This window comes from Buttiauxella sp. BIGb0552 (genome assembly GCF_004366275.1).
In the GTDB taxonomy this organism is placed as follows: domain Bacteria; phylum Pseudomonadota; class Gammaproteobacteria; order Enterobacterales; family Enterobacteriaceae; genus Buttiauxella; species Buttiauxella gaviniae.
The window spans coordinates 428,177-443,768 of the sequence record NZ_SODY01000005.1 but is presented as its reverse complement, the minus strand read 5'-3'; the positions used below and the strand labels follow the sequence as shown (position 1 = coordinate 443,768).

Genomic DNA, 15,592 nt, shown 5'->3' with positions numbered 1-15,592 from the left:
ATTTTCACTTTTCGTCTGGCTGACAAGCCGGTTTGTAAGCCGTTGTGCCGTGTCAGTGGAGGCGCAGTATAGGGATTTTCTGGAAGCTGACAAGTGTTTATTGCAAATAGATTACCAAGCGTCTTTTTTTTCGCCAAAAGCACTGCAAAACAGCAGTAACACGGGATATTTGCTGTTTTAAGCATCAGGAAAGGACACCTGGTGGCATACTACTAATAGAAACAACGCTAAAGGAATTGCATTTATGTCTCTCTCTGCACAACAACTCGCGGCACAAAAGAACCTTTCCTATGTTCTTGCGGAAAAACTAGCGCAACGCATTCTCCGCGGAGAGTACGAAGCTGGCAGTATATTGCCTGGTGAAATCGAATTGGGTGAGATCTTCGGTGTTAGCCGCACAGCGGTACGAGAAGCAGTAAAGACATTAACAGCAAAAGGAATGGTTCTACCTCGCCCGCGTATTGGTACTCGAGTTATGCCTCGCAGTTACTGGAACTTCCTTGATAAGGAGTTGCTCGCGTGGTGGATGACAGAGGAGAACTTTAATGATGTGGTGGATTACTTCCTTGTTATGCGTAATAGCCTGGAACCACAAGCCTGTGCCATGGCCGCTATTAATGGTACTCAAGAGCAGAAAGCCTTTCTCAACGAGATGATGGTAGAAATGGTAACGCTGAAAGGCTCGTTTGACCGCCAGCGCTGGATAGAAGTCGATATGGCTTACCATGAACAAATCTATGCAATGAGTGGTAACCCTTTCCTTTGTTCTTTCGCTAACTTATTCCGTTCTATTTATTACAATTACTTTACCGCAATAACAGATAACGAAGTTATTAAGCTCGATTTGCACCAGGCAATTGTGGATGCCATTACCCAGAGCGACAGCCAGGCCGCGTTAATTGCAGGTCAGGCATTGTTAAAAGAACCTCTCGCTCAAAGGTAAGGACACGCATTTTCCTGGTTGCCTTAAAACATCAGGATAAAAATGACCAAAACAGCTCGCAGTATGGCCGGGTTACCGTGGATTGCGGCAATGGCCTTCTTTATGCAGGCGCTGGATGCCACCATTCTAAACACCGCGTTGCCCGCCATCGCTCATAGTCTTGGACGATCACCGCTGGCAATGCAATCAGCGATTATTAGTTACACGCTTACCGTTGCAATGCTAATCCCTGTCAGCGGCTGGCTTGCCGACCGCTTTGGCACACGACGTGTGTTTATGTTCGCGGTGTCTCTCTTCACTCTTGGCTCGTTTGCCTGTGCAATGTCAAACTCACTTGGTGAGTTGGTTGTCTTCCGTGTGATACAGGGTATCGGCGGGGCGATGATGATGCCGGTCGCCCGCTTAGCATTACTGCGAGCCTATCCGCGCAGTGAACTCTTGCCTGTTTTAAACTTTGTAACCATGCCAGGGCTCGTCGGCCCAATTCTTGGCCCATTGCTCGGTGGCGTATTAGTTACCTGGGCAAGCTGGCACTGGATTTTCCTCATTAATATACCTATCGGTATTCTCGGGCTCATCTACGCGCGAAAATACATGCCAAACTTTACGACTCCCCGTCGTGGCTTTGATATGACTGGCTTCCTTCTCTTTGGATTAAGTCTGGTAATGATCTCAAGCGGGATGGAGTTATTCGGGGAGCGTATTGTTGCCAGCTATATCGGCATTCTGACGATTTTGGGTGGCCTTGTTCTGTTGGCAACTTATATATGGCATGCACGCCGACACCCCACGCCGCTTATCGCCCTTCCGATGTTTCGCACCAGAACCTTCTCTATAGGTATTGTCGGGAATCTAGCTTCGCGCCTGGGAACCGGTTGTGTACCGTTCCTTATGCCTTTAATGCTACAGGTTGGCTTTGGCTATTCGGCGTTGATCGCAGGCTGCATGATGGCACCGACTGCGATTGGTTCACTATTGGCAAAATCCACTGTGACGCAAGTATTGCGTAAGCTTGGTTACAGGAAAACTTTAGTGGGAGTGACACTGGTTATTGGTTTGCTGATTGGGCAATTCTCACTGCAGTCGCCAGGGATGGAAGTGTGGCTACTCATTTTGCCACTGTTTATTCTGGGGATGGCGATGTCCACGCAGTTCACCGCAATGAACACAATTACGCTTGCCGATCTTACCGATGAAAATGCCAGTAGCGGGAATAGCGTGTTGGCCGTGACGCAACAACTGGCAATTAGCCTTGGCGTCGCGGTAAGTGCAGCAGTACTTCGTCTATATGAGGGCATCGAGAGTATTAATACTGTCGAGCAGTTCCACTATACGTTCCTGACGATGGGGGCGGTGACGCTCGTTTCGGCTCTGGTGTTCTTACTGTTACGCCCGAAAGATGGGCGCAACATGATTAAACGCTAGGCTGAACCACGCACCACCAGCTCAGGCGTCAGAAACAGGCGCTGTTTATCCAACGTGGGTTGCGCCATTCGATGTATCAGGACATCAACGGCCAGCTCACCTAGCTCATCTTTAGGCTGATGAATAGTGGTAAGCGGTGGCGTCATATAGCGGGCAAGTTCGATATCGTCATAACCGACCACGGCCATATCTTGTGGAACCTTAAGCCCGGCCTGATACAGCGCGTGGTAAGCCCCGACCGCCATCGCATCGTTGCCAGTAAACACGGCGTGCGGTGGCTCTTCCAGTGCAAGCAGCGAGTTCATAGCAGTGAAACCGCCCTGAAACTCAAAGTCACCGATAATCTCAAAGCCTTCATGAATCTCAAGACCGGCGCGATTCATCGCTTTGCGATAACCCTCGAGGCGCAACCGCGCCGGCGTTTTATCCTGCGGCCCTGTAATGCAGGCGATGCGGGTATAACCTTTATCAATAAGATGTTGCGTCGCGGTCTCACCACCAAGCAGTGAGTTGTCCTGAATAACATCGCTCTCACCTTCAAAAGGTGCCCAATCCATCATCACTGTAGGAATAGAAGGGTAGCGGCTCATTATTTCTGGGGAAGGGAGATGCGTTTCGGTGCACAACAGCAAAAGCCCGTCGACACGCTTTTGCAGCAATGTCTCCAGATTGCGGTTCATGCGCTGCTCGTCGCCTTCGGTATTGCAAAGCACCAGACTGTATCCACGCTCAAAGCAGCTTCGCTCAACCCCTCGCACCAGTTCAGAATAAAACGGGTTACTACTGGCGGTGATTAACATACCAATAGTATGTGTTTGATTGAGCTTGAGGCTACGAGCTAAAGCAGAAGGCGCGTAGTTAAGTGTTTTAATTGCCGCATCAACTCGTTCACGAATGGCATCACTCACGAAACGGTCGTTATTAATGACGTGCGAAACCGTAGAAGTCGAAACCCCCGCCATTTTCGCAACGTCTTTCATGGTGGCCATGATTATCCTTGCAGCTGCAAAAACTCGTCGATTTCATGACGCCACGGCACTGAAGGCTGTGCGCCTTTACGCGTCACGGCAATAGCGGCGGCGGCATGGGCAAAACGTATTGCCTCGGCCATTGGTTTATCTTCCAGTAATGCTGTGACCAGCGCACCATTAAAGGTATCGCCCGCCGCAATGGTATCCACGGCTTTGACCTTAAAGCCTGCAACGCGTTGCCCTTTACCCTTTTCACTCAGCCAGACACCACGGCTACCGAGGGTAATAATGACGGTTTCAATGCCTTTAGCGTGAAGCGCCTGAGCCGCAACCGCCGCGTCGTCATCATTTTCGACGCGCACACCTGTCAGTTTTTCCGCTTCAGTTTCATTCGGAGTGATCATATCCACCAGCCCGAGCAGTTCGTCAGATAACTCACAGGCAGGTGCAGGGTTGAGGATCACTTGGGTATTGTTCTGATGAGCAATTTTAGCGGCCGCCAGTACGCTTTCCAGCGGTGACTCCAGCTGCATTAAAAGCGCTGATGCTTCAGCGATTTTTTGATGTTGTTGTGCGACAAGCGCAGGCGTTAATGCCCCATTCGCGCCGGCATGAATGCCAATCACGTTTTCACCGGCAGCGTTAACGAAGATCAGTGCCACACCTGTAGAGGCTTCTTTAATAGTACTGACAGGGGAGGTATCAATTTTGTCGCTTGCCAGTTGCTTGCAAACACGGCTTCCGGTGTCGTCATCGCCTACACAGGCAATAAAGGCAATGTCTGCGCCGCTGCGCCCGGCTGCGACAGCCTGGTTGGCACCTTTCCCACCGAACGCGACCTGGTACTCTTGCCCGGTAACGGTTTCACCCGGCGTCGGGAAATGTTCGAGATTAAGGATATGGTCAGCGTTAATACTGCCCAGCACGACGAGATTGCCTTTAGTTTTCATTTTTATCAGTCCAGTTAAGTGTGCCACCCCATTTCTGTAGTGGCACGATGCCCTGCTTTTCTATTGTTTTCTTATTTAGTAATCAGCTTCAGGTCAACCGGGATTTTGGAGTCGACTTTTTCGCCTTTCAATACTTTGTCGGCAGTTTCTACGCCGATGACACCAATCTGGTCAGCCATCTGAGCCACAGTGGCCCCCAGTTTGCCACCTTCAACAGCTTTCACCCCGTCTGCTGTGCCATCGAAGCCAACAACCAGAACATCGGATTTACCGGCAGTTTGCAGAGCACGCAACGCGCCCAGTGCCATTTCGTCGTTCTGAGCAAAGACCGCCTGCACATCAGGATGCGCAGTCAGCAGGTTTTGCATGACGTTCAGGCCCTTAGTACGGTCGAAGTCAGCAGGCTGGCTCGCCAGAACAGTAAACTTGTGCGCAGCAGTCGCTTGTTTGAAGCCTTCGCCACGTTCACGTGCAGCGGATGCACCAGCAATGCCCTGCAATTCGATAACTTTCGCGCCTTCACCCAGTTTCTTAGCGATGAAGTCACCCGCCATTTTCCCGCCGGCCACGTTATCAGAAGCAATGTGGCTGACCACAGTACCCTGATTCGCCATACGGTCGAGTGTAATCACAGGGATTTTAGCCTGGTTGGCCATTTTTACCGCATTACCTACCGCATCGGAATCAGTTGGATTGATAAGCATCAATTTAGTGCCGCGAACGGTTAGGTCCTGCACGTTCGCCAGTTCTTTCGCTGGGTTATTCTGCGAGTCCAACACAATCAGGTTATAGCCCAGTTTGTCTGCTTCTTTCTGTGCGCCGTCTTTCAGGGAAACGAAGAACGGGTTATTCAGCGTGGAAACAACCAGCGCGATGGTATCTTTAGCCATGGCGTTAGCGCTGACAGTGGCGCTCAGTGCAACAGCGGAAACCAGAGTAGCCAGTTTTTTCATATTCATAGTCAGATGTCCTGTAGGGTTATGATTGTTACTGCTTTTTGTTGTCCACCAGCACCGCCAGTAAAATAACCACTGCTTTGACGATCATCTGGTAATAAGAAGAAACACCTAATAAATTCAGCCCGTTATTGAGGAAGCCTAAGATCAGCGCCCCGATCAGCGTCCCAACAATTCGTCCTTTCCCGCCAGCGAGGCTTGTGCCGCCAAGAACCACTGCCGCGATGGCATCCAGTTCATAGCCCGTGCCCGCCGTCGGTTGTGCAGAAGAAAGACGCGCCACTTCGATGATCCCGGCCAAAGACGCCAGCAGACCGCAAAGTGAGTAAACGATAATTTTGACTTTGTTAACGCTGATGCCGGACAGGCGCGTTGCCGCTTCGTTACCGCCCAGCGCATAGATATAACGCCCCAGGCGAGTGTGGTGCAGCATGTACCACGCAGCCAGGAAAACGATACCCATGATCCACACAGGCGTTGGGATCCCCAGTGGGCGACCAATACCAAACCAGCCAAACAGATCGGCGTTATCAGAAAACCCCATGTTTACCGGGCTGCCATTGGTGTAAACCATGGTCACGCCACGCAGTAAAAGCATCATCACCAACGTGGCGATAAACGCCTGCACTCGGCCTTTCGCGACAATAATCCCCGTCACCGCACCGATAGCCGCGCCTAACGCCAACGCACCAGCAATAGCCACCAGCGCATTGACTTCTAAACCCACAATCGATGCCGCAACCGCACCGGTCAACGCCAGCAATGAACCGACGGACAGGTCGATCCCGGAAGTCAGAATCACCAGCGTCATCCCAACCGCCATAATGGCGTTCACAGAGGTTTGTTGCAGGATGTTGAACAGGTTATTGACGGTGAAAAAGTTCGGGCTAAGGCTCGACACAATCGCAATCAGTACCAGCAGAGCGATAAGGGATTTTTGTTCTAACAGCCACGCTTTAGTGAACCAGCGACGGCCAGGAATAGCTTGGGTACTCATTTTACAGACTCCTGATTCACGCGATTGAGCTTGCCGACGGCTGCCGCCATTAAGACTTCCTGAGTGGCTTCTTCACGGGTAAATTCCCCGCCCAGATGCCCCTCGTGCATCACCATGATTCGGTCACTCATACCGAGCACTTCCGGCATTTCGGACGAAACGAGAATGATGCTTAACCCATCGGCTTTGAACTGATTGATTAACTGATAAATTTCTTTCTTAGCGCCAACGTCAACGCCGCGTGTTGGCTCATCAAGAATCAGCACTTTCGGGCGCGTCATCAGGCCACGGGCAATCGCCACTTTTTGCTGATTCCCCCCTGAAAGCAGGCCGATTGGCTGCTCCATTGACGGGGTTTTCACGTTGAACAAACGGATAAAGTCCTGCACCGCTTGCTGTTCATCTTTATGCCGCAGGCTACCCACGTTATGGCTGAAGTAGCGCAGCGCAGTCAGCGACATGTTCTCTTTGACTGACATGCCGAGCACCAGCCCGTCACGCTTACGGTCTTCGGAGATATAAACGATGCCGTTTGCCAGGCCATCTTGCGGTGAGCGCGTCACCACTTCACGACCATCAAGCGCAACATAGCCGCCGGTACGCGGCAGTGCGCCATAAAGCACTTTCATTAATTCGGTACGGCCCGCGCCCATCAAACCGGCAACGCCGAGAATCTCGCCCTTGCGCAAAGTGAAGCTGACGTCATGCACGCCTGGCCCGGAAAGGTTGTCGACGCGCAAAAGGGTTTCGCCAGGTTGTTTATCCAGGCGAGGGTATTGATCCTCAAGTTTGCGGCCGACCATCATTTCGATAAGCGTATCTTCGGTCAGCGTCACCACTTCACGCTCGGCAATAAATTGCCCGTCGCGGAACACGGTCACGTCGTCGCAAATCTCGAAGATCTCTTTCATGCGGTGCGAGATATAGACGATGCCACGCCCCTGAGCTTTCAGCTCGCGAATAACGCGGAATAAAGAATCGGTTTCGGTATCGGTCAAAGCATCGGTTGGTTCGTCCATCACAATGACTTTCGACTCGAAACTCAGAACCTTGGCGATTTCGACCATCTGCTGATCGCCAATCGACAAATCACCCACCAGCTTCTGGCTGTTAAAGCGCAGGTTGAGCTTAGCGAGCAACTTATCCGCCTCGGCATACATCGTTTTCCAGTCGATTTTGCCAAAGCGGTTAACGTATTCACGGCCGAGAAAGATGTTTTCCGCGATGCTGAGTTGCGGGATCAGATTCAGTTCCTGGTGAATAATGCCGATGCCCGCTTCCTGTGAGGATTTCGGGCCATTAAAGGTGGTTTCTGTGCCAAGCCATAACAACGAACCAGCATCACGTTGATAGATGCCGGTCAGCACTTTCATCATGGTGGACTTGCCTGCGCCGTTTTCGCCCACCAGCGCCATCACGCGCCCGGCGTACACATTCAACGCGGCACCAGAAAGGGCTTTCACGCCCGGAAACGATTTATCGATCCCTTTTAATTGCAGTAACGGTTCCATGCCGGCCTCAGAAAGTTACGCCAGCACAAAGAATGATATTCGCATACGGGGAACACTCCCCGCTGCGAATAACCGCCTGGCTATCAGCGGTATGTTGCTTGAACTGTTCATGACTAATGTAACGAATAGAAATGGTGTTTCCCTGGTGTTGTTGCAGTTGCTCGATGTGCTTGAGCAACGTTTCATGGAGTTGGGGATTATGTTGTTTAATTTCCGAAGCTAAGACTGCAGCTTCAACCTGCATCTCTTGCGTTACGACTTCAACGACCTGCATAAAACCCGGTACGCCGTGAGTCAGTGCCAAATCAATACGCGGTGTATTGCGAGGAATGGGCAACCCGGCATCGGCAATCACCAGCGTGTCGGTGTGGCCAAGACGGGAAATAACAGACGAGATATCAGCGTTGAGAACTGTGCCTTTCTTCATTTTCTTACTCCACTAGCGAAACGTTTCGCTGAGATGAAGTGTAGGAAATGTAGTGGTGGTAAAACAACCAGCAAGTTACAGAAGTGTGATCGGTATCGAAACGTTTCGCTGTCTTGTTTCACTACGGGGGAAATGAGAGCGTGCACAATCAAACAGGCAAAAAAAACGCCCCTTCGATTGAAGAGGCGTTAGCGTTATATCTCGACCTGAGTACCTAACTCAATAACCCGGTTCGGTGGGATTTCGAATTGGTCAGGCGCGCGCAAGGCGTTGCGTTGCAGCGCGAGGAACAGTTTGCCACGCAGGCGCAGATACCACGGGCGTTTACCGATGATCAGCGACTCATGCGACATAAAGAACGAAGTCTCCATCATTCGGCAGCTTAACCCTTCCAGGCCACAGCGGTGGAACACCTCTTCCACGTTTGGCGTTTCGCGCCAGCCGTAGCTTGCCACCACACGCCAGAAGGTAGGCGAAAGCTGCTCGATAGAAACACGGCGAACGTTATGCACATACGGTGCATCTTCAGTTCGCAGCGTCAGCAGCACCACACGCTCATGCAGCACTTTGTTGTGCTTGAGGTTGTGCAGCATGGCAAATGGAATCACGTTCAAGGCACGGGACATATAAACCGCAGTACCCGGCACACGTACCGGCGGCGATTTTTCCAGTGAGGCAATCATCGCTTCCAGAGAATTTCCGTGCTCATGCATACGGCGCAGCAGGCGGAAACGCTCGCTCTTCCAGGTCGTCATAATGATAAACATCACCAACGCCAGGCACAGTGGCAGCCAACCACCGGAGAAGATTTTGACCACGTTTGCTGAGAACAACGGGATGTCGATACACAGGAAAGCAAAGCCCATCAGCAGCACGGCAATTTTGTTCCAGTGCCAGTTTTTGGTGGCAACGGTACAGCAGAGTATGGAAGTCAGTACCATCGTACCCGTAACAGCAATACCGTATGCCGCCGCCAGGTTGCTGGAGTGCTCGAAACTTACTATGACAATAACCACGGAGATATAGAGGAGCCAGTTAATTGCTGGCACATAAATCTGCCCGGATTCCATTTCCGAGGTGTGGATGATGCGCATTGGCGACAGGTAACCCAGGCGCACAGCCTGACGAGTCAATGAGAACACGCCAGAGATAACAGCCTGAGAAGCGATAACCGTAGCAAGCGTTGCCAGAATCATCAGCGGTATTAGCGCCCAGTCAGGAGCTAATAAGAAGAATGGGTTCTTTATAGCTTCCGGGGTTTTGAGCAGCAACGCACCCTGGCCGAAATAGTTAAGTACTAGTGACGGCAATACCACCGAGAACCACGCAATACGAATCGGTAACTTACCAAAGTGGCCCATATCCGCATATAACGCTTCAACCCCGGTAATAGAAAGCACTACAGCGCCGAGAGCAAAGAATGAAACTGTTTTGTATTCGATGAAGAAGTGCACCGCCCACGCAGGATTCAGCGCATGAAGCACTTCCGGGTTGGCAATAATACTGCGCGCACCCAAGACTGCCAGCACCAGGAACCAAAGCATCATAACCGGAGCAAACAGTTTGCCCACCAGACCAGTACCGTGTTTCTGAATCATAAACAGCAGAGTCAGTACAGCTATCGACAGTGGAACAATATAGGCGTCGAGCTGCGGCGCGGCTATCTCAAGCCCTTCAATGGCAGACATAACCGATATTGCCGGGGTGATGACTACCTCGCCATAGAAGAAGCTGCCGCCGATCAATCCCATGATCACCAGCACCGACGTCATTCTTGCCGAAGTATTACGCCCAGCCAAAGACATTAGCGTCAAAATACCGCCTTCACCGGCGTTATCAGCACGCATGACAAAAGTAAGATATTTAACAGAGACGACTAAGATCAATAACCAGAAAATTAAAGATAAAAAGCCAAATACGGCGTCACGTTCTACGCCAAACCCAAATTGACCAGACAGACATTCACGAAGGGTATAAAGCGGGCTAGTACCGATATCACCGTATACCACCCCAATTGCAGCCAGCGTTATCGCAGGCAATGATTGTTTATTATCAGCGCTCATAGACTAATCTTTTGTTGGAATCCTGAAAGCGTGTGCTTAGTCCCTTGGCCCACAAAAAGGCGCACAGTATGCACGATAATTAAGTAAATCGTACCCCTAAATACAACAGGCTTAACTTATGTCAGGGAAAAAAGAGCCGTTCATCAATCCATTAACGATAATATAGATGAACGATATACTCGCTGTACCCAATGAGTTTTATACCGCGTAAGGATGCAATGCTAATTATGGCTCAATCACATTTATTGGCTGAAAGAATTTCACGGCTTAGCCAGGCACTGGAAAAAGGATTGTTTGAACGCCAACACGCGGTGCGTCTTTGCCTGCTGGCAGCGCTAAGCGGAGAAAGTGTTTTCTTGCTTGGCCCTCCAGGTATAGCCAAGAGTTTGATTGCCCGCCGACTGAAGTTTGCATTCCAGCATGCGCGCGCTTTTGAATACCTGATGACGCGTTTCTCCACTCCAGAAGAGGTGTTTGGTCCGCTTTCCATTCAGGCTTTAAAAGATGAAGGCCGCTATGAACGTCTGACCGCGGGCTATTTGCCAGAAGCTGAGATCGTCTTTCTTGATGAAATCTGGAAGGCAGGTCCAGCAATTCTGAATACCCTGCTGACCGCAATAAATGAACGACGTTTCCGTAATGGGGCAAGTGAAGAAAAAATCCCAATGCGTTTGCTGGTAGCCGCTTCCAATGAACTCCCGGAAGCAGACAGCAGCCTGGAAGCGCTATATGACCGTATGCTGATTCGCCTGTGGCTCGACAAAGTGCAGGACAAAGGTAATTTCCGTTCCATGCTCACCAGTCAGCATGATGAGAACGACAACCCGGTTCCCGAAAGCTTGCAAGTCACTGACGATGAGTATTTCAAATGGCAGAAGGAAATTGGCACCGTTGTACTGCCAGAGAATGTATTTGAGCTGATCTTCACCTTACGCCAGCAACTCGATAATGCTTCAGGGGCACCTTATGTTTCTGACCGCCGCTGGAAGAAAGCCATTCGCCTGTTACAAGCCAGTGCCTTCTTTAGCGGCCGCAATGCTGTCGCCCCGATTGATTTGATCCTGCTAAAAGATTGCCTGTGGCATGACCATGCAGCGATGAATTTGATGCAGCAACAGTTGGAAATATTGATGACTGGGCACGCCTGGCAGCAATATGCGATGCTCAGTAAATTGGGTTCCATTATTCAGAACCGTATTCAATTACAGCAGCAACACAGTGACCGGGAAGCAATCACCGTAACCAAACAAGGCGGTATGTTTACCCGTCGTCCACAGTATCAGTTACCAGATTCACTGGCTGGCGAAACGCTGACGTTATTACTCCAGCAGCCACTGAAACTACACGATATCGAAGTTATCCACGTCTCTATCTCCCGCGAAGCCTGTGCGCAGTGGCTAATAAAAGGCGGGGAGCTGCGTGGCAAGCTCAACGGTATTGGTTTTGCCCAGGTATTGAATATGGAAGTCGACGCAAGCCAGCATCTGGTTCTGCGCGATATAAGCCTGCAAGGTACGCGTCTGCTGCTTCCGGGCAAACAGCAAGAAGGGATGCCGGATGAGATCAAACAACAATTCGACTCTCTCGAAGCCACACTCCACCAGCAACACGAACGTTTTAACGATCAGCAAAAATGTTTGTTCATCCACAACGAATGGCTGGGGAAAATTGAAGCCAGCCTGCAAGACGTTGCGGAACAGCTTAAACAGGCACGCCACTGATGTTAAGCGTTGAGGCTCTTGATGTGATCCTCGCGATTAGCGAAGGTGAGCTAATAGAAGGAATTATTGTCGCACTGTTGGCAGCACCTCAGTTGGCGGTGTTTTTTGAAAAATTCCCACGCATGAAAAACGCGGTAACTAAAGATATTCCTCGCTGGCGCGAATTGCTTAAGGCTCGACTGCACGACACCAACGTGCCGCAAGAACTAACCCTGGAAGTTATGTGTTATCAGGAAAGCCAACTGCTTACCACAAATCAACTATCCGCAAAGCTTCCGGATATCTTACGCCTGCTAGAAAGTGTTGATTCTCCGTTCTTCGGACAAGCCCAGAAGCTGGTGGCAGAAACACCTCGGCTGACACCCGCCCAACAAACGCTGTTTCTGCAACGCTGGCGTCTGAGCCTGGTGGTTCAGACCACATCACTTAACCAACAATTACTGGAAGACGAGCGTGACCAGTTGCTCGCTGAAGTGCAGCAGCGTCTGGCATTAAGCGGCCAGCTAGAACCGGTTTTAGTCGATAGCGATAACGCCGCAGGACGCCTTTGGGATATGAGTGCCGGTTCGCTTAAGCGTGGGGATTATCAGCTCATCATTCAGTACGGCGATTTTCTTGCCAGCCAGCCTGAATTGCTCAAACTGGCCGAACAGCTTGGCCGCTCTAAAGAAGCAAAAGCGGTACCGAAAAAAGATGCACCAACCGAAACCTGGCGCATGCTGGTGCGTGAGCCAGCAACGGTGCCAGAACAGGTTGACGGGCTTCAGCGTAGCGATGACATTTTGCGGTTATTACCGCCAGAGTTGGCAACACTTGGCATTAGTGAGCTGGAATTTGAGTTTTATCGCCGGCTGGTGGAAAAGCAGCTGCTGACTTACCGGCTACATGGTGACTCCTGGCGCGGGAAAGTCATGGAACGCCCTGTCGTTCACCAGGATTTTGACGAGCAGCCACGCGGGCCTTTCGTTGTCTGCGTGGATACTTCCGGTTCAATGGGCGGCTTTAACGAACAATGTGCCAAAGCGTTTTGCCTCGCACTGATGCGCGTGGCGCTGGCCGATAACCGTCGCTGTTTCATCATGCTGTTTTCCAGTGAAGTGGTGCGCTACGAGGTGTGTGGTGCAGATGGTATTGAGCAAGCGATCCGTTTTCTGAGCCAGCGTTTTCGCGGTGGTACCGATCTCGCCAGTTGTTTTCGTGCGATCGCAGAAAAAATGCAGGGAAGTGAATGGTTTGATGCCGATGCGGTAGTGATTTCTGACTTTATTGCTCAACGCCTGCCAGATGATGTGGTGACGCAAGTGAAGGATCTCCAGCGTAAGCACCTGCATCGTTTTCATGCCGTCGCCATGTCCGGGCACGGCAAGCCCGGCATCATGCGCATATTCGATCATATCTGGCGCTTCGATACCGGGATGCGTAGCCGCCTGATTCGTCGCTGGCGGCGTTAATTCTTACAACAGTGACGCAACCTTAGCGTGGACTTCCGCAGGCCACACGCCGCACTGTACCTGGCCAATGTGTGGCTGTTGCAGCATCAGCATCACCAAACGAGACTGCCCGATGCCACCACCAATGGTTTGCGGCATTTCGCCTTTGAGCAGTGACTGGTGCCACTCAAGTTGCAGACGATCGTCATCACCGGTGGTTGCTAACTGATGTTGCAATGCTTGCGCATCCACGCGGATCCCCATGGAAGAGAGTTCAAACGCATCTTCAAGCAGCGGGTTCCACACCATAATGTCACCGTTTAACCCTTTGAAATCGCCCTGGCTGGCGGTTGACCAGTCATCGTAATCTGGTGCACGAACATCATGGCGTTTTCCATCTGCCAGTTTGCCACCAATACCAATCAGGAACACCGCGCCCAACTCTTTCGCAATCGCACGCTCACGCCCTTTTGCATCAAGGTCCGGGAAGCGCTGTTGTAGTTCTTCGCTGTGAACAAAGTGGATTTGTTCTGGCAGGAAAGGCGTCAAACCGTACTGCTCGCTCACTGCGGCTTCCGTGGCTTTCATTGCCGCCCAGATGCTTTCTACAGTTTGCTTAAGCGTACCGAGATGACGTTCTCCTTCACCCATAACACGTTCCCAATCCCACTGATCGACGTACACAGAATGAATAGGAGTCAAACGGTCTTCATCGGGGCGAAGAGCTTTCATGTGCGTGTAAAGCCCTTCGCCCGCGCTGAAGTCGTGCTGGCCTAGTGTTTTTCTTTTCCATTTCGCCAGCGAATGCACCACTTCAAACTGCGCGTCAGGCAAGGTTTTCACCTTCACCTGCACCGCCTTTTCACAACCAGACAGATTGTCTTGAGTACCATCACCCACGCGGCTGAGAATCGGAGCCTGGACTTCCATCAGACCAAGCTTTTCTTCCAGTTGACGAGAGAAGTGGGACTTAACAAAACTAATCTGGCGTTGTTTAGCGATGTAGGCAGTTTTCATGGTTTTCTCTTTATTGTGTTGTTTTACTGACGATGATTAAGCAACAAAGTCGGCATAACATTCAATAATCAACAATAAAAAAGCCTTACTGGTTTTCAATCGACTAATTTAAGGCTATAAAATCTGAACTATCGTTACTAATCATAGGAAAAAGTGATGGATAATTATCAGATCGACAATCTCGATCGCGGCATCCTCGACGCTTTAATGGCAAATGCCCGTACTGCTTACGCAGAACTGGCTAAACAATTCAGTGTCAGCCCCGGCACGATTCACGTACGTGTAGAGAAGATGAAGCAGGCAGGGATCATTACCGGCGCACGCATCGATATCAGCCCTAAACAACTGGGTTACGACGTTTGCTGCTTTATCGGCATCATCTTGAAGAGTGCGAAGGACTACCCTTCGGCACTGGCAAAACTGGAAAGCCTCGAAGAAGTCACTGAGGCGTATTACACCACCGGCCACTACAGCATCTTTATTAAGGTGATGTGTCGATCTATCGATGCGCTTCAACAAGTACTTATCAACAAGATCCAAACAATTGATGAAATTCAGTCCACCGAAACACTGATCTCCCTCCAGAACCCGATCATGCGCACCATCAAGCCCTGACAGTTATTTTTAATACCCATATTATCCACAGGTAGATCGCAGGCCTTACACAGCGTACAATGCCCATCGTTTCGAAAAGGTGGGATCGCAATGACAGAAGTTACTCTGATTAGCGGCAGTACCCTGGGCAGTGCTGAATATGTCGCTGAACATTTAGCTGAAAAGCTCGATGAGGCGGGTTTTACGACCCAAACGCTGCATGGGCCACTGTTAGAAGATCTGCAAACCAGTGGAATTTGGCTGATTGTCTCTTCTACTCATGGGGCTGGGGATCTTCCTGAAAATCTGCAACCTCTCTTCGATGCTATAAATGAAGAACGTCCAGATCTGAGTTCTCTTCATTATGGTGCAATCGGAATTGGTAGTCGTGAATATGACACTTTTTGCGGCGCAATTGAAAAATTGGACACCCTTCTGACGGAGTGCGGAGCTAAAAGAGTGGGCTCTTTACTCAAAGTGAACATCCTTGATCACGATATTCCTGAGGATCCGGCTGAGATTTGGGTCGGATCATGGAAGAATTTACTCCTGGATTTGTAAAGATCTCACTTTTATCTGTGTATAAG

The 15,592-nt window shown here is 50.6% G+C and carries 15 protein-coding genes; 7 read left to right on the top strand and 8 right to left on the bottom strand.

Annotated elements, in window-relative coordinates; translation table 11 throughout:
• From EDF88_RS24820 to mdtD, 3 genes are all read left to right on the top strand, one after another.
• The coding region (locus EDF88_RS24820; RefSeq protein WP_208326153.1) for a hypothetical protein at positions 1-181 on the top strand (181 nt) is incomplete at its 5' end.
• Positions 182-244: 63 nt separating this feature from the next.
• Entirely contained in the window at positions 245-943 is a 699-nt protein-coding gene (locus EDF88_RS17200; protein ID WP_064514910.1) for a FadR/GntR family transcriptional regulator, read from the top strand.
• Between the two features lie 42 nt (positions 944-985).
• Complete coding sequence (gene mdtD, locus EDF88_RS17195) at positions 986-2,368, top strand: multidrug transporter subunit MdtD (RefSeq protein WP_064514908.1); 1,383 nt, start codon at positions 986-988, stop codon at positions 2,366-2,368.
• On the opposite strand, the gene rbsR is transcribed toward mdtD, so the two are convergent.
• From rbsR to kup, 7 genes are all read right to left on the bottom strand, one after another.
• A complete protein-coding gene (gene rbsR / locus EDF88_RS17190) occupies positions 2,365-3,357 on the bottom strand; it encodes a ribose operon transcriptional repressor RbsR (RefSeq protein WP_134186015.1) in 993 nt (330 codons plus the stop codon). The two genes, mdtD and rbsR, sit on opposite strands and share 4 nt — an antisense overlap.
• A gap of 2 nt (positions 3,358-3,359) precedes the next feature.
• Positions 3,360-4,289: a ribokinase gene (rbsK, locus tag EDF88_RS17185; RefSeq protein WP_134186013.1), complete on the bottom strand. Its 930-nt coding sequence runs from the start codon at positions 4,287-4,289 to the stop codon at positions 3,360-3,362.
• A gap of 71 nt (positions 4,290-4,360) precedes the next feature.
• Positions 4,361-5,248: a ribose ABC transporter substrate-binding protein RbsB gene (gene rbsB, locus EDF88_RS17180; protein ID WP_064514934.1), complete on the bottom strand. Its 888-nt coding sequence runs from the start codon at positions 5,246-5,248 to the stop codon at positions 4,361-4,363.
• Positions 5,249-5,276: 28 nt separating this feature from the next.
• Positions 5,277-6,242: a ribose ABC transporter permease gene (gene rbsC, locus EDF88_RS17175; RefSeq protein WP_064514902.1), complete on the bottom strand. Its 966-nt coding sequence runs from the start codon at positions 6,240-6,242 to the stop codon at positions 5,277-5,279.
• On the bottom strand, positions 6,239-7,753 hold the full coding sequence (rbsA, locus tag EDF88_RS17170) for a ribose ABC transporter ATP-binding protein RbsA (RefSeq protein WP_064514900.1): 1,515 nt from the start codon (positions 7,751-7,753) through the stop codon (positions 6,239-6,241). Before rbsA ends, rbsC begins: the two co-directional genes overlap by 4 nt.
• 7 nt (positions 7,754-7,760) lie before the next feature.
• Positions 7,761-8,180: a D-ribose pyranase gene (gene rbsD / locus EDF88_RS17165; RefSeq protein WP_064514897.1), complete on the bottom strand. Its 420-nt coding sequence runs from the start codon at positions 8,178-8,180 to the stop codon at positions 7,761-7,763.
• Positions 8,181-8,374: 194 nt separating this feature from the next.
• Positions 8,375-10,243, bottom strand: coding sequence for a low affinity potassium transporter Kup (gene kup, locus EDF88_RS17160; protein ID WP_064514895.1), 1,869 nt, complete (start codon positions 10,241-10,243; stop codon positions 8,375-8,377).
• 227 nt (positions 10,244-10,470) lie between these two features.
• Here kup and ravA point away from each other — a divergent pair, with 227 nt between their 5' ends.
• Together ravA and viaA are read left to right on the top strand one after the other, a co-directional pair.
• The gene (gene ravA / locus EDF88_RS17155) at positions 10,471-11,964 is read left to right on the top strand and encodes an ATPase RavA (RefSeq protein WP_134186011.1); all 1,494 of its coding nucleotides are present in this window, start codon (positions 10,471-10,473) and stop codon (positions 11,962-11,964) included.
• Positions 11,964-13,415, top strand: a complete 1,452-nt coding sequence (viaA, locus tag EDF88_RS17150; protein ID WP_134186009.1) for an ATPase RavA stimulator ViaA — start codon at positions 11,964-11,966, stop codon at positions 13,413-13,415. The genes ravA and viaA overlap by 1 nt, the downstream gene beginning before the upstream one ends.
• Before the next feature lie 3 nt (positions 13,416-13,418).
• Here the strand turns inward: viaA and asnA are convergent, their stop codons facing one another.
• On the bottom strand, positions 13,419-14,411 hold the full coding sequence (gene asnA / locus EDF88_RS17145; RefSeq protein ID WP_134186007.1) for an aspartate--ammonia ligase: 993 nt from the start codon (positions 14,409-14,411) through the stop codon (positions 13,419-13,421).
• 156 nt (positions 14,412-14,567) lie between these two features.
• On the opposite strand from asnA, the gene asnC reads away from it, so the two are divergent.
• Positions 14,568-15,026: a transcriptional regulator AsnC gene (gene asnC / locus EDF88_RS17140; RefSeq protein ID WP_034460708.1), complete on the top strand. Its 459-nt coding sequence runs from the start codon at positions 14,568-14,570 to the stop codon at positions 15,024-15,026.
• Between the two features lie 90 nt (positions 15,027-15,116).
• The gene (mioC, locus tag EDF88_RS17135; protein ID WP_134186005.1) at positions 15,117-15,566 is read left to right on the top strand and encodes an FMN-binding protein MioC; all 450 of its coding nucleotides are present in this window, start codon (positions 15,117-15,119) and stop codon (positions 15,564-15,566) included.
• Positions 15,567-15,592 lie beyond the last annotated feature (26 nt).

Bases quoted from the DNA above. Each gene is read 5' to 3' on its own strand.
- rbsB (WP_064514934.1), bottom strand. From the start codon at position 5,248: ATGAATATGAAAAAACTGGCTACTCTGGTTTCCGCTGTTGCACTGAGC.
- rbsK (WP_134186013.1), bottom strand. From the start codon at position 4,289: ATGAAAACTAAAGGCAATCTCGTCGTGCTGGGCAGTATTAACGCTGAC.
- rbsA (WP_064514900.1), bottom strand. From the start codon at position 7,753: ATGGAACCGTTACTGCAATTAAAAGGGATCGATAAATCGTTTCCGGGC.
- viaA (WP_134186009.1), top strand. From the start codon at position 11,964: ATGTTAAGCGTTGAGGCTCTTGATGTGATCCTCGCGATTAGCGAAGGT.
- kup (WP_064514895.1), bottom strand. From the start codon at position 10,243: ATGAGCGCTGATAATAAACAATCATTGCCTGCGATAACGCTGGCTGCA.
- mioC (WP_134186005.1), top strand. From the start codon at position 15,117: ATGACAGAAGTTACTCTGATTAGCGGCAGTACCCTGGGCAGTGCTGAA.
- asnA (WP_134186007.1), bottom strand. From the start codon at position 14,411: ATGAAAACTGCCTACATCGCTAAACAACGCCAGATTAGTTTTGTTAAG.
- rbsC (WP_064514902.1), bottom strand. From the start codon at position 6,242: ATGAGTACCCAAGCTATTCCTGGCCGTCGCTGGTTCACTAAAGCGTGG.
- rbsR (WP_134186015.1), bottom strand. From the start codon at position 3,357: ATGGCCACCATGAAAGACGTTGCGAAAATGGCGGGGGTTTCGACTTCT.
- asnC (WP_034460708.1), top strand. From the start codon at position 14,568: ATGGATAATTATCAGATCGACAATCTCGATCGCGGCATCCTCGACGCT.
- EDF88_RS17200 (WP_064514910.1), top strand. From the start codon at position 245: ATGTCTCTCTCTGCACAACAACTCGCGGCACAAAAGAACCTTTCCTAT.
- mdtD (WP_064514908.1), top strand. From the start codon at position 986: ATGACCAAAACAGCTCGCAGTATGGCCGGGTTACCGTGGATTGCGGCA.
- rbsD (WP_064514897.1), bottom strand. From the start codon at position 8,180: ATGAAGAAAGGCACAGTTCTCAACGCTGATATCTCGTCTGTTATTTCC.
- ravA (WP_134186011.1), top strand. From the start codon at position 10,471: ATGGCTCAATCACATTTATTGGCTGAAAGAATTTCACGGCTTAGCCAG.